Below are 23,870 nucleotides of genomic sequence, written 5' to 3'. Positions count from 1 at the left end.
TGCCGGGACGATGGGTGCTCAGCCCCGCGGAGACTCAGCCCTCCAGGTCGTACACCTGTGCCGGGTTCCGCTCCAGAATCCGGTCCCGCATCTCGGCCTTCAGGACCTCCAGGTGGGCCAGCTCCGCTTCGGTCTTATCCGGTTTGGCGCCCAGCGCGATAAATTCGTCTGTGACGATGCCGTCGTCGCGCAGCACGCAGGTGACGGTGGCGTCGCCCGCGCTGATCTCGAATACGTAGCGGGCCAGGGTGCTGCCGCGCTCGGGCCGGGCCAGCTCGGGCAGCACGGTGTATCGGTCCCCGGTGACCGCGCGGGTCACCAGTTCGAAGGCGTCCCGGGCGCCCGGGCCGCCGAACGGGGTGCGGACGCGGATTCCGCGGCGCTCCACACGGCCGCCGGGGGTGCGGGCGGCCAGCTCCGGCAGCGCCCGGCCGAGCGCGGCAAAGGCATGGGCGACTCCGCCCGGGAAACCCGGTCCGTGGTATTTCATGCAGTCGGCGAAGGTGAAGTCCAGCTCCGTGCCGTCTTCCCACGCGGTGAGGGTGCGGCCGGGAACGTCCGGATTGGTGCTCATGGGTGGTGCCTCTGTCTCTGCGCCGGTTGTGGCTGTACGGGTGGTGTCGCGGCGGCGTGGCGCCTGCGTTGCCGCGCCGGGTCGTGGCGGCGTACCCCTTAACCGTATAAGAAGCCGCCGGGCCCGCTCTGGCACGTGATGCCTGCCTGCCCTACGATCAGCGAAACCCGGCCCGGCCCGCCGGAAACCGCCGGCCGGCGTCGGTACGAGGCCGGCAAGGTCTGGCCGAAGGAGGACGGGTCGCCCACGCCTGCCCATCGGACGCTTGACCTCTACTTCGACAGCTACGAGGATGCCTCCGCCGCAGTGACGACGCCTGTCGCCTCGGATCTCTTCGGCCAGCTGAAGGCCAGCGGGACCCCCTTCATTGCCCTGTTCTCGGAGGGTGAGGACGGCTAGCGGCGGACCGTGCCGGCAGCTCCCGCTGCGTTCCCGGGGGTCGGCCGTCCTAGGCGGCGGTGTCCTTAATGACAGTGTAGGAAGCGACTGTGTTGGGTGCCTGCATTCCCGGCACCCGGTCGTCCGAAATGCGAGGCCTTGAAGGAGTCGGACGTCAGCCAGGCGAGGAAGCTCTCCTTGGAGTCGAACTCCATGATGGAGAAGCTGGCCATCGCCATCGACGAAGCCAAGGTGAAGGTCAAGGACGAGGCTGCGCAGATCCCGGCGGAAGCGGTTTCCATCACCCGGGACGGCAAGGAAGTCGACAACAACGATGAGCTCGCAGCCCACCTGCAGGACTTGGTCCTCGTCGACGGGGAATGGCTGATCGCCTTCCCGGCCGATACAGATCCGTCCGCTTCGCCGAGCCCGAGCGCCACGGCCACCAAGAAGTAGCCGTGGCGGCCCGTCGAACAGTCCTGGCCCGCCTCGTGTGGCCCCTGCTGCTGCTCGGCTGCGCCGGCTGGAGCCGGGGAAGTCATTGCCGCTGGACTTGGAGCCTTTGGGCATTCATGACTGCGGCGCCGACACGCCGGGCCTCGCCGACGCCGCCTTCGAGCGGTCCCTGGACCGCCGCTCCCGGGGAATCAAGCTCCACGGGTTCTGGGAGGGGGCATCCGCGGGAGAGGCACACAGCAGTGCAACGACACCGTCACGCCTCTCGTGGTCTCCCGGCAGCCGGATTTCGTGCGGTCATTCCGGCACGAACAAGGGCCAGGTCGCCCGAATACGGGCGACCTGGCCCTTGTTTGTGCTCAGCCAAGCGTCACGGAAACCCCAACGGTCGTGCATCCGCAGCGCTGCCGGTGTCAGAGTTGTTCAGCCTTCTTCATTGCTCATCCATTTGCTCCTGCAGAGGACGAACAAGACGAGCAGCCCAACTCCGACAACGAGAAAGCTGACTGCGACCCCAGTAGGGATGCCGCGGTCTACGAGACGGATTATGCCAAAACCCATAGACATGGCGGACAGAGCCGCTATGCCACCCCATAGACCCCTCTGAATTCTCTTACGCATTGGCATGCATCCTTCCTAGAAACACCAGCGCGAGCCATTTGAAGGACTCACTTGGCAACCGTTGGCATCTGGGGGATCAACCTGGTTCACAGGAGGTTCTGGGTCAAAGCCACAACCGACTTCACTCGCCAGCAGTCCCCCAGCGCCGATCAGGAATCCAGCGGGTGGATTGAGGACGCCGACAGCCGATGACACCACGAGGGTGATGCCGCCCACTGTGACAGTGCAGACACTCAGCCCGAGGGGGTCGGAGTTGTTGATGGGGTCGTTGGCGGCGTAGGCGTAGCGGTTGGCGTTTGCGGGGTCCAGTGGTGCATCGAGGGTGTCCATTTGGGTCCATCGTCCGGTGTCGGGGTTGTACCAGCGTTGGCCGTACTTTACCCATCCGGTGGCCCGGTCCTGCAGCCCGATTTTGAAGGTGTACGGGTTTTGCGGGACGCCGAGGCCGCCGGAGTCTTCGGTGAGGGTGGGTTTGCCGTAGGGGTCGTAGTTGTAGACGAACGCGGCGTACTCTCCGCTGGTAAGCAGGGCGGCTGGGTTGCCGGTCCCGTCATAGACGTACAGGGACTGCATCCCGGTGCTGGTGCGCAGCATCAGCGGCTCTCCGGTGACGGGGTCGTGCTCGACGTAGGCTGTCTGCCCCATGCGGGTGAGCTGCTCGACGATGGGGAGGCCTTGGGCGTCTGTGCGGCCGTAGGTGAGCTGGTAGTCGCCGTTCGGGGTGGTTTGGGACAGCACCTCGACCTGGGACGAGCCGGCATACGTGTATTTGTACGTCTTATCTCCCTTTGTGACCCGGGTCATCTGCTGGGCCGTGTTGTAGGAGTACGCCCCGGAGGGGTCGTTGGTGAGGTTCCCGGCGCCGTCGAAGGTGTACCCGTTGCTGGAGATCTGGTTCGCCGCATTGGCCGTGAGCGTCTGGGTCCCTGCGGGGCCGCCGGCGGTAAGTCGGTTGCCGCGGGCATCGTAGGTGTAGGTGTACGTGGCCGGCGATGGCCCGCCGGTAACGACGGCCTTGGTGAGCCGCCCCGCCTTGTCGTAGGTGTACGTGCTGACCGCCCCGGTGAGGTTGTCCTTGACCCACTGGACCTTGGAGCGGTCGTTGGCCGCCGTCGTGCTGCAGTTGCCGGCGCTGGTTCCGGCTGCATAGCAGTACGTGAGGTCCATGACGGGCGTGTTGTCGTTGTTGCCCGGCCCGGTGTGGGCGGTGACGCGGGTGACCTTGCCGGCCTTGTCGTAGTCGGTGTGGGTCCGGGCCGCCCAGACGGTGCGGTCGGTGCTGGCCTGCATCCAGGAGTCTGTGCGCCGGCCCTTGTTGTCGACGGCGAACGCCAGGGTTTTGACCACGCCGTTGTGCAGGTAGTTCAGCGCGGTCGGGACGCCGGCGTCGTCGAAGGTGTAGGTGGTGGTGCCGCGGCTGTCGGTGGTGGAGACCAGGTTGGAGGCCTTGTCGTAGCCGTAGGCGATGGTCCCGCCGCCGGCGGTGTTGGCGCGGGAGGTCAGCCGGCCGAGCTGGTCATAGCCAAAGGTGGTGGTTCCCGCAGGGTCCACCCGTTTGGTCATCCGGCCGTCCGCGTCGTAGGCGTAGGTGACGTTCCGGTCGTAGTAGGACTCGCCGGTGACCCTGCCCATCGCGTCATAGGTGTAGGAGACGGAGTTGCCGTTGCCGTCGCCTGCCGTCTTTACCCGGCCCCACTGGTCGTAGGTGAAGTCCTTGACCCCCAGGGACGAGCCGGTGACCGGAGTGACGCGGGTGAGCTGCTTGTCCGCGTTGTAGGTGTACCTGGTGGTGTTGGACCCGTTGCCCGGGGCCAGGGCCGTGGCGACGGTGCCGTCGGCGTTGTAGGTGAGCTTTGCTTGGGCGGCCAGCGCATCGGTCGAGGAAAGCATGTTGCCGGCGCCGTTGAAGGTGTAGGTGCTCTTGTTCCCGGCGTCGTCGGTGGTTGAGGTGGCCAGGTATTTGGTGTTCGCGGCCGTGTTGCCGTACTCGGCCTTGCCGGTGGCTCCGGTGGAGGAGGCCGAGGCTGTCAGCGACTGCCCGGCATTGGACCCGTAGGTGTTGGTCGTGGTTGAGGCGTCCGTGCCGGTGCCGCGGGTCGCGGTGAGGGTGTCGAAGTCCCCGGTGTAGGTCTTGGACCGGGTGCGCCCGGCAGCGTCCACGACGTTGGTGACCCGGGCGTTGCCGTCCAGGGTGTAGGTGGTTCTCGGGACGGTGTTCACTGCGGCGGACTGGTTGGTGTTCGGACCGGCCAGCAGCGTCTGGGTCGCCGAGGGGTAGCTCATCCGGGTGATGGAGCTGCCGGGGGACCCGGCGCTGGTGTTGGGTCGGTCGATCTTGGTGACCCGGCCCTGGCCGTCGTAGGTGAAGTTCACCTGGGAGCCGGTCGGGGAGGTGATGCGGGTGAGCAGGCTGCCGCTGTAGCCGAACTTGGTGACCTTCCCGGCCAGGTCACGGAACTCGATGGTGTTCTCACCGTACGGGTCGGTGGTGAATTCGGCGTAGCGGGTGGCGCCGGAGCTGGACTGGCTCATCCGCTCCAGCAGGCCCGAGGCCGAGCCGTAGGTCAGGTCGACGGTCTTGGCGCCGGCGGTACCGCGGGTGCCGACGACCTTGGTGGGCCGGGCGCCGTTGTAGGTGAGCGTGGTCTTGTTGCCGTTGCGGTCCGCGATCGACACGGCCTTGCCGTCGGCGTCGAAGGTCTGCACCTCGGCGGAGGTCCGGGAGGTGAGCGTGTAGCCGGTGGAGGTCTTCACCAGGTCCGCCTTCACGCCCTTGGGAGGTGTGAAGGCGGTGGTGGAACCCGATACCGGGGTGAACAGGGCCGAGTAGCCGTCCCCGGACGTGAACAGCACGCCCTTGGACGTGGTGGAGAGCTTCCCGGCGGAAGCCAGAGCCAGGGTCCAGCGTGGACCGGCGAAGCTCTGGGCGTCATCGGTGGCCCGGGAGTTGTAGACCATGCCCAGTGCAGTGTCCCCGTTCACCCCGGGCAGCGGCAGGGCATTGACCGTGACGGAGAGGTTGCCGGTGCCGACGTCGACGGCGGCGTTTACCGAGTCGTTGACCGGAACGGGAAGGCTGGTCGCGCCGGGTCTGTTGCCCAGCAGCCCGATGGTGGACTGGGCGCCTGTCGGTATGCCTGGAACAGCCGTCGGAGCGAATGCCTGGGCCGGGCCGGCGAGCCCGAAGATCAGCGCGGCCGCCGTGGCAGCTGCAGTAAGAGGACCGGCCCTGCGGGCACGGCGGGATAAGGCCGATAGCGTCATTGGATCCCCCGGGTGCGAGACTAAGCACCGGACGGAAGTGTCCGGATGAGGGGAAGCTATGCCTCGGTTGACCGGATTCGTCCGCGTAGCGGGTACCCGTTTTTCGTTCCGGGCAGGTACTGCCCATTCTGTGCTGTAGCGAATGCCGGCCAGACCCAGGCCCAGTGCGGACGGCCCGTATTTGTCGGTGACGGCGCCCAGCAGCGATCCGATGCGCCGCTTCTCGTGGACCGGTTCGAAAGCGTCGAGGACCGGCTGCACGACGGCGGGGGAAGACCGGTGGCGTGTTGGGCTGCGCGCGTTGTCCAGGGGATCGATAAGACGACGCCGGGTGGGCGATTGGTCTTTCACGTGCTCGCGGCGGTGGCCGAGTTCGAGCATGACTTGATTGTGGAGCGCACCAATAAAGATTGGAGGCAGCTGGCAACCGTGGCAGGACCGGCGGTCGGAAGCCGGGATGAGTCGAACACAGAATACCCAGGCCCGCGCCATGATCGAGGGCGGGGGTCGTACCCGGTCACATTAATCGCCCCGATTGCGGTCGCGGTTTGAGGAACTCCTGACTCGGCCGTCGCGGCGCCGCCCGGGCTCGTTTGCTGAAGGACGATCCGTCACACCCGCCACCCCGATTCCGCCGCAACCGGCGCCACAGCGTACCCTTGACCTGTGAAAACCTTCGAAGACCTCTTCACGGAGCTGAGCGAGAAAGCAGCGAGCCGGCCCGCCGGTTCGCGGACCGTGGCCGAGCTGGACTCCGGAGTCCACGGCATCGGCAAGAAGGTCGTCGAGGAAGCCGCCGAAGTGTGGATGGCGGCCGAATACGAATCCGACGAAGCCACGGCCGAGGAAATCTCCCAGCTCTTCTACCACCTGCAGGTCCTGATGATCGCCAAGGGCCTGACGCTTGAGGACGTCTACAAGCATCTGTAGCCACGCGCCCCGCGCGTGGCCCGGCAGCAGCCTGTCCTCCCAGCCCTCAAGCGAACAGAAAGCCTGACCCATGATCCGTGTAGCCGTGCCCAACAAGGGCTCCCTCTCCGAATCCGCCTCCGAGATGCTCTCCGAGGCGGGCTACCGCCAGCGCCGCGACACCCGCGAGCTGGTCATGGTGGACCCGGACAACGACGTCGAATTCTTCTTCCTGCGCCCCCGCGACATTGCGGTCTACGTCGGCGCGGGCACCCTCGACGTCGGCATCACCGGCCGTGACCTCTTCCTCGACGCCCAGGTCGAAGCCCGGGAGCTGATGAGCCTGGGCTTCGGCGCCTCCACCTTCCGCTTCGCCGGCCCGGTCGGCGACTTCACCGACGTCGCGCAGCTTGAAGGCAAGCGCCTGGCCACCAGCTACGACGGCCTGCTGCGCGCCTACCTCGCCGAGCGCGGCATCAACGCGTCCGTCGTCCGCCTCGACGGCGCCGTGGAATCCTCGGTGCGCCTCGGCGTCGCCGATGCGATCGCCGACGTCGTCGAAACCGGCACCACCCTGCGCGCCGCCGGCATGGAGATCTTCGGCGAGCCGATCCTCAAGTCCGAAGCCGTGCTGATCGGCCGCATGGGCGGGGACCCGCATCCCGGCCTGGAGGTGCTCATCCGGCGCCTGCGGGGCGTCCTGGTGGCCCGGCAGTACGTGATGATGGACTACGACATCCGCCGCGAACTGGTTGAACAGGCCGCCGCGCTCACGCCGGGCCTGGAGTCGCCCACCGTCTCCCCGCTGCGTGACGACGCCTGGGTGGCCGTGCGCTCCATGATCAAGCGCAGCGAAACCAACCGGATCATGGACGAGCTGTACGAGCTCGGCGCCCGCGCCATCCTGGTCAGCTCCATCCACGCCTGCCGCATCTGACCCGCCCCCGGACAGAAACCGACAGGAGCAGAGCATGAGCGTTGCAATCCGTGTGATTCCCTGCCTGGACGTGGACAACGGCCGGGTGGTCAAGGGCATCAACTTCGAGGGCCTGCGCGACGCCGGTGATCCGGTGGAGCTCGCGCACCGGTATGACCGCGCCGGCGCCGACGAGCTGACCTTCCTCGACGTCACCGCCACCTCCGGCAACCGGGAGACCACGTTCGACGTCGTCTCCCGCACCGCCGAGGAGGTCTTCATTCCGCTGACCGTGGGCGGGGGAGTGCGCACCATCGCGGACGTGGACCGGCTGCTGCGCTACGGCGCGGACAAGGCGTCCATCAACACCGCCGCCGTCGCCCGGCCGGACGTGATCGACGAGATCACCCGGCACTTCGGCTCCCAGGTGCTGGTGCTCTCCGTGGACGCGCGCCGCGCGCCCGAGGGCGCCACGGCGTCGGGCTTCGAGGTCACCACCCACGGCGGCCGCCGCGGCACCGGGATCGACGCCGTCGCCTGGGCGAAGGAAGCCACGGACCGCGGGGTGGGCGAGATCCTGCTGAACTCCATCGACGCCGACGGCACCCGCGAGGGCTTCGACCTGGAGATGATCCGCGCCGTCCGCGCCGCAGTGAAGGTTCCGCTGATCGCGTCCGGCGGCGCCGGCAAGCCCGAGCACTTCCCGCCGGCCGTGGACGCCGGGGCCGACGCCGTCCTGGCCGCCAGCGTGTTCCACTTCGGCCCGGACAGCGCCATCGCCGAGGTCAAGCAGGCCATCCGCGACGCCGGACACCCGGTCCGCTAGGCGCCTGCCGGCCGGCCTCGCGGGGGTTGTGTCGAAGGGTTACGCGAAGAAAAGTCGAAGCCAGGTCCGCTTCGGGGAAATAAACCGCCCCGGCGCGGACTTGGCTTTTAAGTGCCCACCGGCACGGACACCCCACAGTCTGGAGAATCCTTGAGCACTGCACGCGCCTACGCGGCCACCTCCGCCACCGACCCGCTGGTTCCCACCACCATCGAGCGCCGCGCTGTCGGCCCGCACGACGTCCGCATCGACATCGCCTACGCCGGAATCTGCCACTCGGACATCCACACGGTCCGCGGCGAGTGGGGCCCGATTGCCTATCCGCAGGTGGTGGGCCACGAAATCGTCGGAACCGTCGCCGAAGTCGGCTCCGAGGTCACCGGGCACCAGGTCGGGGACCGGGTCGGGGTCGGCTGCCTGGTCAACTCCTGCCGCGAATGTGAGAACTGCAAGGCCGGCATGGAGCAGTACTGTCTGAACGGCAACGTCGGCACGTATGCCAGCAAGGACGTGGACGGCAGCATCACCCAGGGCGGCTACTCCACCTCCGTGGTGGTCAACGACCACTTTGTGCTCCGGGTCCCGGAGAGTATCTCCTATGAAGCCGCGGCTCCGCTGCTCTGCGCCGGCATCACCACCTACTCGCCGCTGGCGCACTGGAACGCCGGGCCGGGCAAGCGGGTCGCCGTCGTCGGCATGGGCGGGCTCGGCCACATGGCCGTGAAGATCGCGGCCGCGATGGGCGCCGAGGTGACCGTCCTGTCCCAGACCCTGAGCAAGCAGGAGGACGGACTGCGCTTCGGGGCCAAGGACTACTACGCCACCAGCGACGCCGACACGTTCGACAAGCTGGCCGGCTCGTTCGACCTGATCATCAACACGGTCAGCGCCCCGGTGGACCTGCAGCAGTACCTGTCGCTGCTGCGCCTGGACGGGACCATGGTCAGCGTGGGCGCTCCGCCCGAGCCGCTGCCGGTCTCGGTCTTCACCCTGATGAACCAGCGCCGCTCCTACGCGGCATCCAACATCGGCGGCATCGCCGAGACCCAGGAGATGCTGGACTTCTGCGCCGAGCACGGCATCGCCCCCGAGGTGGAGCTGATCAGCGCCGAAGACATCAACGCCGCCTACGAGCGGGTGCTGAAGTCCGACGTCCGCTACCGCTTCGTCATCGACGCCGCGACCATCTGACGGTTCCGTGGCAGGCAAGGGCGTCCCACCATTCGGTGGGGCGCCTTTGTCGTAGGCGGACCGGTGGGGCTGACGGCGGCCGGAGTTCCTCCACTTTGGGTTGTGCCCCTCCAGTCCGCGCGTTTCCTCCGCCTGCAACCGGAGGAGCTGCCCGAAGTGGAGGGGATTGAAGCGAAGCGGAGGGCGTGGGTGCGAAGCGGAGGGCGCGGCTATGAACTGCTTCGCTCAGCGGCGCGGATCTTCGCCAGTGGGGCGAGGGCGGCTAAATGCCGATGTCGGCGCTCTGCAGCAGGGCGATCGCGTCGGGCTGGCCTTCGAACATGACCAGCGACTGCTTCGTCCGGCCGTGCGCGTGCAGCAGCAGCTCGCCCGGGTCACCGACGATGGCCACCGACACGGCGGCCCGCTTGGCCACGTGCCGCGGACCGTCAGGGCGGACCAGGACAATGCCGAGGTCGACGCCGCGGTAGAGCAGCGCCGCGCGGCGGATCAGGTCTCCCCACAACGCGTCGGCGTAGGCCGGGTCCAGGGACCGCGGCGCCCACCGGTCACCGGCGCGCCGGACGTCTTCGGTATGCACGAAGTACTCGGTCAGGTTGGCGCTGTTGTCCACGGACTTCAGGTTCATGGGGGACAGGGCCGGCGGGCCTGAGCGGAAGCGGCGGACCAGCTTCTCATACGCCTTCGGGTCGGCTGAGCGCTCGGCCAGGTCCCGGACGGCCTTCTCCGCGCGCTTGGCCAGCGGCTTGAAGACAATGCCCGCGGCAGCGGCCGGGCGGTGCTCACGCAGATACAGATGCGCAGCCAGCTCCTTGGTGCGCCACCCCTCGCAAAGGGTCGGCGCTTCGGGCCCGGCCGCGAGAAGGGTCTCGGCCAGGACTTCACGGGAGGGTTGTACGAAGTGCATCAATGTGAAACTAGCATGCTTCCCGTGCTTTAGCTCCTGAACTCGCCCGCTGCGGCCGCCAAACGGCGTGCTTCTCCCGGTAGCCCCTCCCGCCGGCTCCGCCCCGGCCGGGCGCCGCGCGGCCGCGTCCCTGACACACCGACCGCCAAGGCGGCGGATGACACTAGAATCGGTATCGATGCCTTCCGAAACCCCCGCCCCCGTTTCCCCCGCCGTGCCCGGCCTCGATCCGGCCATCGCCGCCGCCCTCAAGCGCGACGACGCCGGCCTGGTGGCCGCCGTCATCCAGCAGTTCGACACCAACGAGGTGCTCATGCTCGGCTGGATGGACGATGAGGCCCTGCACCGAACCCTGAGCACCGGCCGCGTGACCTTCTGGTCCCGCTCCCGTCAGGAGTACTGGCGCAAGGGCGACACCTCCGGCCACATCCAGCGGGTCAAGTCGGTCGCCCTCGACTGCGACGGAGACGCCCTGCTGGTCCGGGTGGACCAGGTAGGCGCCGCCTGCCACACCGGCACCCGGACCTGCTTCGAAGGCCGGGACCTGCCCGCCGTCGCCGGCTGATCCCGTCCGCCACCGGCGGCTGCCCGCCGCCTGCCCAGACCCTTTAACGAAGAGAGCAGCATGCAGGACCTAGGAACGATCACCCCCGGCCTCGACGAGTTCCGCTCGCTGGCCGCCAACCACCGCGTGGTCCCGGTGCGGCTGGTGCTGCTGGCCGACGCCGACACGCCCATCGGCATCTACCGCAAGCTCGGCGGCGGCGCCCCCGGCACGTTCCTGATGGAGTCCGCCGCGTCCGGCGGCGTCTGGTCCCGCTACTCCTTCATCGGCGCCCGGTCCCGGGCCACCCTCACCACCCGCGACGGCGAGGCGCACTGGCTCGGCGAGCCGCCCGCCGGCGTGCCGCAGGGCGGCAGCCCGGTGGATGCGCTGCGGGACACCGTTAAGCTGCTGCGCACCGAACGGTTCGAGGGACTGCCGCCGTTCACCTCCGGGCTGGTCGGCTTCATCGGCTGGGACACCGTCCGGCACTGGGAACGGCTGACCTCCCCGCCCGCTGACGACCTGGGCCTGCCCGAGCTGGCCATGAACCTGGTGACCGACATGGTGATCCACGACAACAGCGACGGCACGGTCACCCTCGTCGCCAACGCCATCAACTTCGACGGCACCGACGAGCGCGTGGACGAGGCCTGGCACGACGCCGTCGCCCGCCTGCAGGAGATGCGCGCCCGGCTGGCCGCGCCCACCGCGCAGCCGGTGTCCGGGCTCGACGGCGGCCGGGCCGCGCCTGATCTGTCCCGCGTGGAGGAACGCTGGCCGCGCCCCGAGTACCTGCGCGCCGTCGAACGCGCCAAGGAAGCGATCGTGGACGGCGAGGTGTTCCAGGTGGTGGTCTCGCGCCGCTTCGAGGCCGAGTGCGACGCGGATCCGCTGGACGTCTACCGGGTGCTGCGCACCACCAACCCCAGCCCCTACATGTACCTGTTCAACTTCACCGACGCCGCGGGGGAGCCGTTCGCCATCGTCGGATCCTCCCCGGAGGCCCTGGTGACGGTGACCGGGCGGGAGGTCATCACCCATCCGATCGCCGGCAGCCGGCCGCGCGGGAAGACCCTCGAGGAGGACCGCACCCTCGCCGAGGACCTGCTCGCCGATGAAAAGGAACGCGCCGAACACCTGATGCTGGTGGACCTGGCCCGCAACGACCTGTCCAAGGTCTGCCGGCCCGGCAGCGTGGACGTCACCCAGTTCATGGAGGTGGAGCGGTTCAGCCACATCATGCACCTGGTCTCCACCGTGGTCGGGGAACTCTCGCCCGCCTCGGCCGCCTACGACGTGCTGGCCGCCACGTTCCCCGCCGGCACCCTCTCGGGAGCGCCGAAACCGCGGGCCCTGCGGCTGCTCGATGAGCTGGAACCGCACCGCCGCGGCATCTACGGCGGCGTGGTCGGCTACCTCGACTTCGCCGGCGACATGGACATGGCCATCGCCATCCGCTCCGCGCTGCTGCGCGGCGGCCGCGCCTACGTGCAGGCCGGCGGCGGCATCGTCAACGATTCCGACCTCGACGCCGAGGCGCAGGAGACCGTGAACAAGGCCGCCGCGCCGCTGCGCGCGGCGCTGATCGCCGCGGGGCTGCACGCCGTCGCCGCCCCGGAGACCGCCCCCGCAGCGGCCCCGGCCGCGGACCCGGCAGCGGCCGACGCGCCGCTGCCGGCCACTGCAACACCCGAGGAGGCCCTCCGATGAGCACCCCTGTCAAGGCCTGGCAGCGCAAGGGCACCGTAGTGCTCGGCGCCGTCGCCGCCGCCGTCCTGGCATTCGCCACCACCACCCGCACCTGGCTGGACGTCACCCTGCCGGAGGCCGCGGTGCAGACCCCGCAGGTCGCCGTACCCGGATCCGACGCCGCGACGTCCGTCACCGCCTTCGCCCTGGTGGCGCTGGCGGCCGCCCTCGCCGCATCGATCGCCGGACGGATCGCGCGCGCCGTGATCGCCGTGGTGCTGCTGCTCGCGGGCGCCGGGGTGATTGTCGCCAGCTGGATCATCATCCGCGACCCCGCCCAGGGCGCCGCCGGCGCGATCGGCGAAGCCACCGGGGTCAGCGGCGGCGCCGGGATCGAGGTGCAGATGACCGTCATGCCCTGGCTCGCGCTGGCCGCCGGCGTGCTGATCCTGCTGTCCGCCGTCTGGCTGGCCGTGGCCGGGCGCGGCTGGAAGGCCTCGCGCCGTTACAGCACCGCCGCCGGCAACACCGACGGCGAGCCGATCGACGACATCGACAGCTGGGACCGGCTCAGCCGCGGCGAGGACCCCACCGGCCGCTGATCGTCCCGCCGCCGCGGCTCACCCGGTCCGACACATGTGACCGGGAACCGGGCAGCTAATGGCAGAATGGGAACAGTCCGTTTTTTGAGGGAGAGAAACACCATGGGCGCAAACGCCACCGAACGCCACCTGGAAGCCAGCAATGAGAAGGCTGCCAACAGCGGGGAGCCGAACACCCACGCTTCCATCCACGATGAGACCATCGGCCACGGCAACACCCCGGCCGCGTGGACCTGCGTCCTGATCATGATCGTCGGCGCCGGCATCTCCAGCGTGGGCTACATCATCGCCAGCGTCCTGTGGTTCGTGATCGGCCTGGCCGTCATGGGCGCCGGCCTCATCGTGGGCTGGGCCATGAAGAAGGCCGGCTACGGCGTCAACGGTTCGAAGCTGAAGAACTCCGGCCACTAAGTGAGCGTCCTCGACGACATCATCGTCGGCGTCCGCGAGGACATGGAGTCCCGCCGCCGAGAGGTTTCGCTCGCGGACCTGCGCGCACAGGCAGCCCAGGCGCCCGCCCCGCGGGACGCCTGGGCCGCGCTGGGCGGCACGGACCCAGCCCGCGCCGAGCTGAAGGTCATCGCCGAGGTCAAGCGCAGCAGCCCCTCCAAGGGGGCCCTGGCCGACATCGCCGATCCGGCGGCCCTGGCCTCCCGCTACGCCGACGGCGGCGCGGCCGTGATCAGCGTCCTCACCGAAGCCCGCCGCTTCGGCGGGTCGCTGGCGGACTTCGACGCCGTCCGCGCCGCCGTGGACGTGCCGCTGCTGCGCAAGGACTTCACCGTCGACGAGTACCAGATCCACGAGGCCCGCGCCCACGGCGCCGACCTGGTGCTGCTGATCGTCGCCGCGCTCGACGACGCGCGGCTGCGAGGCTTCCTCGAGCTCACCCACGAGCTGGGCATGAACGCCCTGGTCGAGACCCACACCCCTGAGGAAGTGGAGCGCGCCCTGGCCGTGGACGCCCGCATCATCGGCGTCAACGTCCGCAACCTCAAGACCCTCGACGTCGACCGTGCCGTCTTCGCGCGGCTGGCCGGGCAGATCCCCGCCGGCCCGCTGCTGGTCGCCGAATCGGGCGTCCGCGATGCGGCCGACGTCGCGCAGTACGCCCGGGAGGGCGCCAACGCCGTGCTCGTCGGTGAGGCCCTCGTACGGCACAACGACCCGTTGGGCACCATTAACGCCTTCACCCGGGCCGGCCGCGACGCCATCGCGGCCCGCCCCGCCGCGGCACGCTGACCGCCGCGCCTTGACACCGCCCGGAGCACCGGGCCCTAGCAGGACAGGAAGCCCACGATGACCGGGACCCCGGAGCCCGCCGGCAGCACAGCCGCCGAGCCGGACGCCGCAGCAGATGCGATGAACGAGGAGGCCGTCGCGGCCTTCCTGGGCCGGGAAGGGTCGCTGCGGCATGCCCCCGGTCCCTACTTCGGCAGCTTCGGCGGGCGGTGGATGCCCGAGTCGCTGATCGCCGCCCTCGACGAGCTCACCGATACCTTCGAAAAGGCCAAGTTTGATCCGGAGTTCACTGCCCGGGTGAAGGAGCTGAACCGGAACTACTCCGGACGCCCGTCGCTGCTGACCGAGGCCAAGCGGTTCTCCGAGCACGCCGGGGGAGTGCGGATCTTCCTCAAGCGCGAGGACCTGAACCATACCGGCTCGCACAAGATCAACAACGTGCTCGGCCAGGCGCTGCTGGCGCAGCGGATGGGCAAGACCCGGCTGATCGCCGAAACCGGCGCCGGCCAGCACGGCGTCGCCAGCGCCACCGCCGCGGCCCTGCTGGGCATGGAGTGCGTGGTCTACATGGGTGCCGAGGACTGCCGCCGGCAGGCGCTGAACGTGGCCCGTATGGAGCTGCTCGGCGCCACCGTGATTCCGGTGGAAAACGGCTCGAAGACGCTCAAGGACGCCATCAACGAGGCCCTGCGGGACTGGGTCGCCAACGTTGACTCCACCCACTACCTGCTGGGCACCGCCGCCGGGGCGCATCCGTTCCCGGCCCTGGTCCGCTACTTCCACGAAGTGATCGGCGAGGAGGCCCGCGCCCAGATCTTGGAGCAGGCCGGCCGGCTGCCCGACGCCGTGTGTGCCTGCATCGGCGGCGGCTCCAACGCCATTGGCATCTTCCACGGCTTCCTGGATGACCCCTCGGTGCGGATCTTCGGCTTCGAGGCCGGCGGCGACGGCGTCGAAACCGGCCGCCACGCCGCCACCATCACCCTCGGCCGGCCCGGTGTGCTGCACGGCGCCCGCTCCTACCTGATGCAGGACGAAGACGGCCAGACCGTGGAGTCGCACTCCATCTCCGCCGGCCTGGACTACCCCGGCGTCGGTCCGGAGCATTCCTACCTGGCCGACATCGGCCGGGTCGCCTACGAGCCGATCACCGACGCCGAGGCGATGGAGGCCTTCCGGCTGCTGTGCCGCACCGAAGGCATTATCCCGGCCATCGAGTCCTCGCACGCCCTGGCCGGCGCCATCAAGGTCGGCCGCCGGCTGGCCGCCGAGGACGGCGAGCCGGGCGACAAGATCGTCATCGTGAACCTCTCCGGGCGCGGTGACAAGGACGTCGCCACCGCCGCGGAATGGTTCGACCTGCTGGACAAGCCCTCGGCCGAGGCCGAGATCGGCAAGGAAGGGGAGCAGCTGTGAACCCGGCCGCACCGCAGAGCAAATCCGCCCGGGCCATCGACCGGGCCCTGGCCGACGGCCGGGCCGCCCTGATCGGCTACCTTCCGGCCGGCTACCCGGACGTGCAGTCCACCATCGCCGCCGGCATCGAGCTCGCCCGCGGCGGCGCCGACCTCATCGAGATCGGCATCCCGTACTCCGACCCCGTGATGGACGGCTCGGTCATCCAGGCCGCCACCACCGAAGCGCTGGCCGGAGGCTTCCGGGTCAGCGAGGTGTTCGACGTCGTCGCCGGAATCACCGCGGAGACCGACGCCGCCGTGCTGGTCATGACGTACTGGAACCCGGTCATGCGCATGGGCGTGGATGAGTTCGCCCGCCGCCTGGCCGACGCCGGCGGCGCCGGGCTGATCACCCCCGACCTGATTCCGGACGAGGCCGAGGAGTGGATCACCGCCTCCGACCGGTACGGGCTGGACCGGGTGTTCCTCGTGGCCCCCTCCTCGACACCGGAACGGATGAAGAGCACCGTGGCCGCGAGCCGCGGCTTCGTCTACGCCGTCTCCATCATGGGCGTCACCGGCGCCCGGACCGCAGTGTCCGACGCCGCCCGCGGCGTCGTGCAGTCCGCGCGCGACGCCGGCGCGGAGCGGGTCTGCGTGGGCCTGGGCGTTTCCAACGCCGGCCACGTGGCCGAGATCGGTTCCTACGCCGACGGCGTTATCGTGGGTACGGCCCTGGTCGCCGCGCTCCGCGACGGCGGACCCGACGCCGTGGGCGCCCTCGCCCGCGACCTGAGCACAGGAACACGAAAGAGCAACTGATGCCCCTGATCTCCGGGATGGTGCCCGCCGCGATCCCCAGCCCTTCGGCCGACTTCAGCAGCTTCTCGCTGGGCCCGCTGACCATCCACGCCTACGCGCTGTGCATCCTGGCCGGGATAGCCCTCGGCCTGTGGCTGACCAGCGCCCGCTGGAAGAAACGCGGGATGCCGGCCGACGCCGTCTGGGACATCGCGATCTGGGCCATTCCGTTCGGCATCATCGGCGGGCGGCTCTACCACGTCATTTCCTCGCCCGATGCCTACTTCGGGCCCGACGGCGACCTGGCGCTGATCCCGCAGGTCTGGCGGGGGGGACTGGGCATCTGGGGCGCCGTCGCGCTCGGTGCGGTGGGCGCCTGGATCGGCTGCCGCCGGGCCGGGATCAAGCTCTCCACCTTTGCCGACGCCGCCGCCCCGGGCCTGCTGCTGGCCCAGGCGGTCGGACGCTGGGGTAACTGGTTCAACCAGGAGCTGTTCGGTGGGCCCACCGACCTGCCCTGGGGCCTGCAGATCGACGCCGACAATCCGAACTTCCCGGCCGGGGAACTGCCCGGCACCCTGTTCCACCCCACCTTCCTCTACGAGTCGCTGTGGAACCTGGCTGGCGTCGGGCTCCTGCTCCTCGTGGACCGGCGGTTCCGGCTGCGCGGCGGGCGGCTGTTCTGGCTCTACGCGGCCGTGTATACCGCCGGCCGGACCTGGATCGAACTGCTGCGCATCGACGAGGCCGAAATGATTACGCTGCTCGGCGTCACACAACGGCTGAACGTCTTTACCAGCGCCGGGCTGTTCCTCGTCTCCGTCGCCGTGTTCGTCGTCCTGTCCCTGCGCGCCCGGCGCGGCAGGGAGCCGTCCCCCTACCTGCCCGGCCACGCTCCGGAGGAGGAAACCGCCACGTCACCGGCCGATAACACTTCCGAAACGGAAGCCTCCACGGATGCGTCCGGGGCCACCCCGCGTGCTAATGTCGCAGAGACAAAAAACGGGGAGAAGTGATCCGTCACTCATAGGATCCCCGTCCGCCCGGGTTCTCCGGGCCCGCCAGAGAGCAGTACCGGGTCACCTCCCGGCCTGACATGGCCGCCACACCGGCGTGGCTCGAGCGCTGCACACCGCCCCGAACAACCAGGGGCCGGAGGCAGGCACACGCGACCGCCAGCGAAGGCAAAGTTCCCGAAGCAGAACCCGGGCTTTGACCCGCCGGCGGACCGTACAATCATCAACACGCCGCGGAGGACACGTCCTCCGCCGGGGCCAGCGTCGTCCCCTCCCGTGCTTACCCAGGGGAAGGACCTACCTCTCATGATTGATTCCCTGCCTACCGGGGGCTCCGTGCCTTCACCGTTCGAACGCTTCGCCGCGTACCCGGCGGATACCGGGCTCTACCGCTCCGAAAACGAAAAGGACGCCTGCGGCCTCGCCGTCATCGCCACGCTCCGCGGAACACCGGGCCACGACATCGTCGACGCGGCCCTGACCGCCCTGCGCAACCTCGAACACCGCGGCGCCGTGGGCGCCGACGAGGGAACCGGCGACGGCGCCGGCATCCTCACCCAGGTGCCCGACGAGTTCCTCCGCGCCGTCGTCGGCTTCGACCTGCCGCCGGCCGGCCGGTACGTGGCCGGCACCGCCTTCCTGCCCACCGAGGCCTCCGAGCAGGCCACTGCCCGCGCCGGTGTCGAAGCCATCGCCGAATCCGAGGACCTGCAGGTGCTCGGCTGGCGCGAGGTCCCCGTGGCCGCCGACCTGGTGGGCCCCATGTCCCGCGCCTGCATGCCGTACTTCGCCCAGGTCTTCCTGGCCCCGGCCGAGGGCACCGGCCTCGAGGACCTGGACGCCCGGGCCTTCCGGGTGCGCAAGCGCAGCCAGAACAAGTTCGGCGTGTACTTCCCGTCCCTGTCCTCCAAGACCATGGTCTACAAGGGCATGGTCACCACCGCGCAGCTGGAACCCTTCTTCCCGGACCTGTCCGACCCGCGGTTCAAGTCCCGCCTGGGCATCGTCCACTCGCGGTTCTCCACCAACACCTTCCCGTCCTGGCCGCTGGCGCAGCCGTTCCGCACCATCGCCCACAACGGGGAGATCAACACCGTCAAGGGCAACCGGAACTGGATGCGGGCCCGGCAGTCCCAGCTCAGCCACCCGCTGCTGGGCGAGACCCCCGAGGAACTGTTCCCCATCTGCACCCCCGGGGCTTCCGACTCCGCGTCCTTCGACGAGGTCGCCGAGCTGCTGATGCTCTCCGGGCGGCCCATCGCCCACGCCATCATGATGATGATTCCCGAAGCGTGGGAGAACCACGCCTCCATGGATCCGGCCCGGCGGGCGTTCTACCAGTACCACTCCATGCTGATGGAGCCGTGGGACGGCCCCGCCGCCGTCTCCTTCACCGACGGCACGCAGGTCGGGGCCGTGCTGGACCGCAACGGTCTGCGCCCGGCCCGGTACTGGGTGACCGAGGACGGGCTCGTGGTCCTGGCCTCCGAGGTGGGCGTCGTCGACATCGACCCCGCCAAGGTGGTCCGTAAGGGCCGCGTCTCGCCCGGCAAGATGTTCCTGGTGGACACCGAGGCCGGCCGGCTGATCGAGGACCACGAGATCAAGGCCGAGGTCGCCGCCGCCAACCCGTGGGCGGACTGGGTGCGGGAGAACCAGGTCTCCCTGGAGGACCTGCCCGAACGCGAGCACGTGCTGCACAGCTCCGCGTCCATCAACCGCCGCCAGCGCACCTTCGGCTACACCCAGGAAGAGCTGCGGATCCTGCTGGGCCCGATGGCCCGCACCGGCGCCGAACCGCTGGGCGCCATGGGCTCCGACACCCCCATCGCCGTGCTGTCCCAGCGGCCGCGGCTGCTCTTCGACTACTTCGTGCAGTCCTTCGCCCAGGTCACCAACCCGCCGCTGGACGCCATCCGCGAGGAACTGGTCACCTCCATGCGGGCCTCGATCGGACCCAACGGCAACCTGCTCGCCTCCGGACAGGTCCGCAGCCGGCAGATCGCCCTGAAGTTCCCGGTCATCAACAATGACGAACTCGCCAAGATCGTGAACCTGCGCGGCGACGACGGCGAAAAGCTCAGCCTCAAGGTCCGCGGCCTGTACCGGCCCGAGGGCGGGGAATCCGAGCTGCGTGCCCGGATCACGGAAATCTGCGAAAAGGTCTCCGGCGCCGTCAACCGCGGCGTGCACTACATCGTGCTCTCCGACCGGGACTCCAACGCCCAGTGGGCGCCCATCCCGTCGCTGCTGCTGCTCTCCGCCGTGCACCACCACCTGCTCAAGAGCGCCAACCGCACCAAGATCTCGCTGCTGGTCGAAGCCGGCGACGTCCGCGAGGTGCACCACGTCGCTGCCCTGATCGGTTACGGCGCCTCCGCGGTGAACCCGTACCTGGCCATGGAAAGCTGCGAGGAACTCGTGCGCAGCGGCGACCTGCCCGGCGTCACCCGGGAACAGGCCGTGGCCAACCTGATCAAGGGCCTGGGCAAGGGCGTCCTGAAGATCATGTCCAAGATGGGCATCTCCACGGTGGCCTCCTACTGCGGGGCGCAGACCTTCGAGGCCATCGGCCTCGGCCAGGAACTCGTGGACGAGTTCTTCCACGGCACCCAGACCCAGCTCGGCGGCGTCGGCCTCGACGTGATCGCCGCCGAAGCCGCCGCACGGCACGCCGAGGCGTACCCGTCCGACGGCCTGGAGCAGCCGCACCGCGCCCTGGAGAACGGCGGCGAATACCAGTGGCGCCGCGAAGGCCCGCCGCACCTGTTCAACCCCGAGACGGTCTTCCGCCTCCAGCACGCCACGCGGGAACGCCGCTACGACATCTTCAAGGCCTACACGCGCGGCGTGGACGACCAGTCGAAGAACCTCATGACCCTGCGCGGCCTGCTCGGTTTCCGCGCCGGGCAGCGTCCGCCGGTGCCGCTGGAGGAGGTGGAGCCGGTCGAGTCCATCGTGAAGCGCTTCTCCACCGGAGCCATGAGCTACGGCTCCATCTCCAAGGAGGCGCACGAGACGCTGGCCATCGCCATGAACCGCCTCGGCGCCAAGTCCAACACCGGCGAGGGCGGCGAGGACGTGGACCGGCTGCTGGATCCGGAACGCCGCTCGGCGATCAAGCAGGTCGCCTCCGGCCGGTTCGGCGTGACCAGCCTGTACCTGACCAACGCCGATGACCTGCAGATCAAGATGGCCCAGGGCGCCAAGCCCGGCGAGGGCGGCCAGCTGATGGCGCAGAAGGTCTACCCCTGGGTGGCCCGCACCCGGCACTCCACCCCCGGCGTCGGCCTGATCTCCCCGCCGCCGCACCACGACATCTACTCCATCGAGGACCTCGCCCAGCTGATCTACGACCTCAAGCGCTCGAACCCGAGCGCCCGGGTGCACGTGAAGCTGGTCTCCGAGGCCGGCATCGGCACCGTGGCCGCGGGCGTGACCAAGGCCAAGGCCGACGTCGTGCTCGTTTCCGGGCACGACGGCGGCACCGGCGCCTCCCCGCTGAACTCGCTGAAGCACGCCGGTGCGCCGTGGGAGCTCGGCCTGGCGGAAACCCAGCAGACCCTGATGCTCAACGGCCTGCGCGACCGCGTCGTGGTCCAGGTGGACGGACAGCTGAAGACCGGCCGCGACGTCGTCATCGCCGCCCTGCTCGGCGGTGAGGAGTTCGGTTTCGCGACCGCCCCGCTGGTGGTCTCCGGCTGCATCATGATGCGTGTCTGCCACCTGGACACCTGTCCGGTGGGCGTGGCCACGCAGAATCCCGAGCTGCGGGCCCGGTTCTCCGGCAAGCCGGAGTTCGTGGTGAACTTCTTCGAGTTCCTTGCCGAAGAGGTCCGCGAGATTCTCGCCGAGCTCGGCTTCCGCTCCCTGGAGGAGGCCATCGGCCACTCCGAGATGCTCGACGTGCAGGCCGCGGTGGACCACTGGAAGGCCGACGGGCTGGACCTGGAGCCGATCCTGCGCGGCCACGAGGTGGATCCGGGCGCCCCGCTGCGCAACATGGTGGGCCAGAACCACGAGCTGGACGCGCACTTCGACAACAAGCTCATCGAGATGAGCGCCGACGCGCTGCAGCGCCGGGCGCCGGTGCGGATCGCCCTGGACGTGATCAACACCGACCGTTCGGTGGGCACCATGCTCGGCCATGTGGTGACGAAGACCTTCGGCACCGACGTCCTGGCCACCGACACCATCGACGTCACCCTCACCGGACAGGCCGGGCAGTCCCTCGGGGCGTTCCTGCCGGCCGGCATCACGCTGCGGCTGTTCGGCGACTCCAACGACTACGTGGGCAAGGGCCTTTCCGGCGGACGGATCATTGTGCGCCCGGACCGCGCCAACACCTTTGAAGCGGACCGGAACGTCATTGCCGGCAACGTGATCGGCTACGGCGCCACCAGCGGCGAGATGTTCCTCAGCGGCCAGGTGGGAGAACGGTTCCTGGTGCGCAACTCCGGGGCCACCGCCGTCGTCGAGGGCATCGGCGACCACGGATGTGAATACATGACCGGCGGCCAGGCCCTGATCCTGGGCCGCACCGGCCGTAACTTCGGCGCCGGCATGTCCGGCGGCACGGCCTATGTGCTGGACCTGCCGGAAGTCCGGGTCAACAAGGAGGCCCTGGACTCGGGCGAGCTGCTGCTGCAGCCGCTCGACGCCGAGGACACGGAGATTGTCCGTGCCCTGATGATCAAGCATGCAGAGGAGACCGGTTCCCGGCTCGCAGCGGAACTGCTGGAGCGCTTCGAGGAGACCGTGTCCCGTATGACCAAGGTGCTGCCGCGCGACTACGCGGCGGTGCTCGACGCCCGGGCCTCGGCTGTGGACGCGGGGCTGGACCCCGACGGCAGCGAAGCCTGGACCAAGATTCTGGAGGTTACCGGTGGCTGATCCCCGCGGATTCCTGAAGGTGCGCGAGCGCCAGACCCAGCCCCGCCGGCCCGTTCCCGTGCGGATCATGGATTTCAAGGAAGTCTATGAGGCACAGGACAAGGGCGTGCTCAAGGCCCAGGCCGGACGCTGCATGGACTGCGGCATCCCGTTCTGCCACCAGGGCTGCCCGCTGGGCAACCTGATCCCGGAGTGGAACGACCTGATGTGGCGGGACAAGGGCGAGGAGGCCATCGAGCGGCTCCACGCCACGAACAACTTCCCCGAGTTCACCGGCCGGCTCTGCCCGGCACCGTGCGAGGCCTCCTGCGTGCTGGGCATCAACCAGCCGCCGGTGACCATCAAGCAGGTGGAGGTCTCGATCATCGACCAGGCCTTCGACGAGGACTGGGTGCAGCCGCACATCCCCGAACGGCTGACGGACAAGACCATCGCCGTCGTCGGCTCCGGCCCGGCCGGCCTGGCCGTGGCCCAGCAGCTGACCCGTGCCGGGCACACCGTCGCCGTCTACGAGCGGGACGACCGGATCGGCGGGCTGCTGCGCTACGGCATCCCGGACTTCAAGATGGAAAAGGTCCACCTGGACCGCCGCCTGGAGCAGATGCGCGCCGAAGGCACCCGGTTCCGCACCGGCGTCGAGGTCGGCCGCGACATCAGCTGGGAGCAGCTGCGCCGCCGGTACGACGCCGTGGTGGTCACCACCGGCGCCACCGTTCCGCGGGACCTGCCCATCCCGGGCCGGGAACTCGACGGCGTGCACTTCGCCATGGACTACCTCGTGCAGGCCAACCGCGTCGTCGCCGGCGATACCGTCAAGCGGCAGATCAGCGCGGAGGGCAAGCACGTGGTCATCCTCGGCGGCGGCGACACCGGCGCCGACTGCCTGGGCACCGCGCACCGGCAGCAGGCGGCCTCCGTCACCACCCTGGCCATCGGCAAGCAGCCGCCGCTGGAACGCCCCGCGCACCAGCCCTGGCCGATGTACCCCACGCTGTTCGAGGTCGCCAGCGCCCACGAGGAAGGCGGCGAGCGGACCTACCTTGCCTCCACCGTCGAATTCGTGGGGGAGAACGGCGTGCTGACCGGCGTCAAGGTCGCCGAGACCGAGTTCGTGGACGGGCGCCGCCTCCCCAAGGCCGGCACCGAGCGCATCATCCCGGCGGACCTGGTCTTCCTGTCGCTGGGCTTCACCGGCCCGGAGCCGGCCGGCCTGGCGGAGCAGGTGGGCGCCGAGTTCGATGACCGCGGCAACGTGGTCCGCGACGGCTACTACATGACCAGCCGCCCCGGCGTCTTCGCCGCGGGCGACGCCGGCCGCGGCCAGTCGCTCATCGTCTGGGCGATCGCCGAGGGCCGGGCCTGCGCGGCCGCCGTCGACAAGTGGCTGATGGGCTCCACCCGGCTGCCGGCGCCGGTGGCGCCGACCGACCAGGCCATCGCCCCGCTGTAGCACCGGCGGAACGGGATCGAAGGAGGCACAGGCGTATGCCTGCGCCTCCTCGGCCCCGGCCGGAGCGGACATCACGGCCGGCACCGGGGTTCTCCCGGCGCCGACCGTGAATTGTGCTGCCCGGGCCCGGAACGGCGGGGCGCCGCAACTGCCCGGACACGCCCGGAGGGGCCCCGCACAGCCTGCACAAA

At 69.5% G+C, this 23,870-nt stretch carries 20 protein-coding genes; 17 read left to right on the top strand and 3 right to left on the bottom strand.

What is annotated here, in order from left to right; all coding sequences use genetic code 11:
- Positions 1–34 precede the first annotated feature (34 nt).
- Complete coding sequence (locus AC5RUW_RS06740) at positions 35–574, bottom strand: hypothetical protein (RefSeq protein WP_494159968.1); 540 nt, start codon at positions 572–574, stop codon at positions 35–37.
- A gap of 138 nt (positions 575–712) precedes the next feature.
- Here AC5RUW_RS06740 and AC5RUW_RS06735 point away from each other — a divergent pair, with 138 nt between their 5' ends.
- Positions 713–973 (top strand): hypothetical protein, encoded by a 261-nt coding sequence (locus AC5RUW_RS06735; RefSeq protein WP_494006867.1) that lies wholly within the window; start codon positions 713–715, stop codon positions 971–973.
- Positions 974–1,150: 177 nt separating this feature from the next.
- Positions 1,151–1,408 (top strand): hypothetical protein, encoded by a 258-nt coding sequence (locus tag AC5RUW_RS06730; protein ID WP_494159967.1) that lies wholly within the window; start codon positions 1,151–1,153, stop codon positions 1,406–1,408.
- Between the two features lie 636 nt (positions 1,409–2,044).
- On the opposite strand, the gene AC5RUW_RS06725 is transcribed toward AC5RUW_RS06730, so the two are convergent.
- Positions 2,045–5,293 carry an RHS repeat-associated core domain-containing protein gene (locus AC5RUW_RS06725; protein ID WP_494159966.1) on the bottom strand — a complete coding sequence of 1,083 codons (3,249 nt, stop codon included), beginning with the start codon at positions 5,291–5,293 and terminating at the stop codon, positions 2,045–2,047.
- 45 nt (positions 5,294–5,338) lie between these two features.
- Between AC5RUW_RS06725 and AC5RUW_RS06720 the strand changes: the two genes are divergently transcribed.
- The 5 genes from AC5RUW_RS06720 (at position 5,339) to AC5RUW_RS06700 (ending at position 9,135) form a co-directional block, all read left to right on the top strand.
- Positions 5,339–5,845 carry a recombinase family protein gene (locus tag AC5RUW_RS06720; protein ID WP_494159965.1) on the top strand — a complete coding sequence of 169 codons (507 nt, stop codon included), beginning with the start codon at positions 5,339–5,341 and terminating at the stop codon, positions 5,843–5,845.
- A 114-nt stretch (positions 5,846–5,959) separates the two neighbouring features.
- Positions 5,960–6,223 (top strand): phosphoribosyl-ATP diphosphatase, encoded by a 264-nt coding sequence (locus tag AC5RUW_RS06715; RefSeq protein WP_494159964.1) that lies wholly within the window; start codon positions 5,960–5,962, stop codon positions 6,221–6,223.
- Between the two features lie 70 nt (positions 6,224–6,293).
- Positions 6,294–7,139 carry an ATP phosphoribosyltransferase gene (gene hisG, locus AC5RUW_RS06710; protein WP_494159963.1) on the top strand — a complete coding sequence of 282 codons (846 nt, stop codon included), beginning with the start codon at positions 6,294–6,296 and terminating at the stop codon, positions 7,137–7,139.
- A gap of 34 nt (positions 7,140–7,173) precedes the next feature.
- Positions 7,174–7,944 (top strand): imidazole glycerol phosphate synthase subunit HisF, encoded by a 771-nt coding sequence (gene hisF, locus AC5RUW_RS06705; protein ID WP_494159962.1) that lies wholly within the window; start codon positions 7,174–7,176, stop codon positions 7,942–7,944.
- A 150-nt stretch (positions 7,945–8,094) separates the two neighbouring features.
- Entirely contained in the window at positions 8,095–9,135 is a 1,041-nt protein-coding gene (locus AC5RUW_RS06700; protein ID WP_494159961.1) for an NAD(P)-dependent alcohol dehydrogenase, read from the top strand.
- 262 nt (positions 9,136–9,397) lie between these two features.
- Here AC5RUW_RS06700 and AC5RUW_RS06695 read toward each other — a convergent pair whose 3' ends face one another.
- Positions 9,398–10,042 carry a TIGR03085 family metal-binding protein gene (locus AC5RUW_RS06695; protein ID WP_494159960.1) on the bottom strand — a complete coding sequence of 215 codons (645 nt, stop codon included), beginning with the start codon at positions 10,040–10,042 and terminating at the stop codon, positions 9,398–9,400.
- Positions 10,043–10,220: 178 nt separating this feature from the next.
- Here AC5RUW_RS06695 and hisI point away from each other — a divergent pair, with 178 nt between their 5' ends.
- From hisI to AC5RUW_RS06645, 10 genes are all read left to right on the top strand, one after another.
- Positions 10,221–10,607: a phosphoribosyl-AMP cyclohydrolase gene (gene hisI / locus AC5RUW_RS06690; RefSeq protein WP_494159959.1), complete on the top strand. Its 387-nt coding sequence runs from the start codon at positions 10,221–10,223 to the stop codon at positions 10,605–10,607.
- A gap of 60 nt (positions 10,608–10,667) precedes the next feature.
- On the top strand, positions 10,668–12,299 hold the full coding sequence (locus tag AC5RUW_RS06685) for an anthranilate synthase component I (RefSeq protein ID WP_494159958.1): 1,632 nt from the start codon (positions 10,668–10,670) through the stop codon (positions 12,297–12,299).
- Positions 12,296–12,880 carry a Trp biosynthesis-associated membrane protein gene (locus tag AC5RUW_RS06680; protein WP_494159957.1) on the top strand — a complete coding sequence of 195 codons (585 nt, stop codon included), beginning with the start codon at positions 12,296–12,298 and terminating at the stop codon, positions 12,878–12,880. The genes AC5RUW_RS06685 and AC5RUW_RS06680 overlap by 4 nt, the downstream gene beginning before the upstream one ends.
- 102 nt (positions 12,881–12,982) lie before the next feature.
- Positions 12,983–13,291: an HGxxPAAW family protein gene (locus tag AC5RUW_RS06675; protein ID WP_494159956.1), complete on the top strand. Its 309-nt coding sequence runs from the start codon at positions 12,983–12,985 to the stop codon at positions 13,289–13,291.
- On the top strand, positions 13,292–14,122 hold the full coding sequence (trpC, locus tag AC5RUW_RS06670) for an indole-3-glycerol phosphate synthase TrpC (protein ID WP_494159955.1): 831 nt from the start codon (positions 13,292–13,294) through the stop codon (positions 14,120–14,122).
- Between the two features lie 120 nt (positions 14,123–14,242).
- Positions 14,243–15,538, top strand: coding sequence for a tryptophan synthase subunit beta (trpB, locus tag AC5RUW_RS06665; protein ID WP_494160207.1), 1,296 nt, complete (start codon positions 14,243–14,245; stop codon positions 15,536–15,538).
- Complete coding sequence (gene trpA / locus AC5RUW_RS06660; protein WP_494159954.1) at positions 15,535–16,341, top strand: tryptophan synthase subunit alpha; 807 nt, start codon at positions 15,535–15,537, stop codon at positions 16,339–16,341. The genes trpB and trpA overlap by 4 nt, the downstream gene beginning before the upstream one ends.
- Positions 16,341–17,336, top strand: coding sequence for a prolipoprotein diacylglyceryl transferase (gene lgt / locus AC5RUW_RS06655; RefSeq protein ID WP_494159953.1), 996 nt, complete (start codon positions 16,341–16,343; stop codon positions 17,334–17,336). The genes trpA and lgt overlap by 1 nt, the downstream gene beginning before the upstream one ends.
- Before the next feature lie 306 nt (positions 17,337–17,642).
- Positions 17,643–22,229 carry a glutamate synthase large subunit gene (gene gltB, locus AC5RUW_RS06650; protein ID WP_494159952.1) on the top strand — a complete coding sequence of 1,529 codons (4,587 nt, stop codon included), beginning with the start codon at positions 17,643–17,645 and terminating at the stop codon, positions 22,227–22,229.
- Positions 22,222–23,679, top strand: a complete 1,458-nt coding sequence (locus AC5RUW_RS06645) for a glutamate synthase subunit beta (protein ID WP_494159951.1) — start codon at positions 22,222–22,224, stop codon at positions 23,677–23,679. The genes gltB and AC5RUW_RS06645 overlap by 8 nt, the downstream gene beginning before the upstream one ends.
- Positions 23,680–23,870: the final 191 nt, after the last annotated feature.

It is taken from the genome of Arthrobacter sp. Y3222053, from assembly GCF_059092805.1.
The sequence above is the reverse complement of the archived record's forward strand: the minus strand, read 5'-3'. Positions and strand labels throughout refer to the sequence as shown.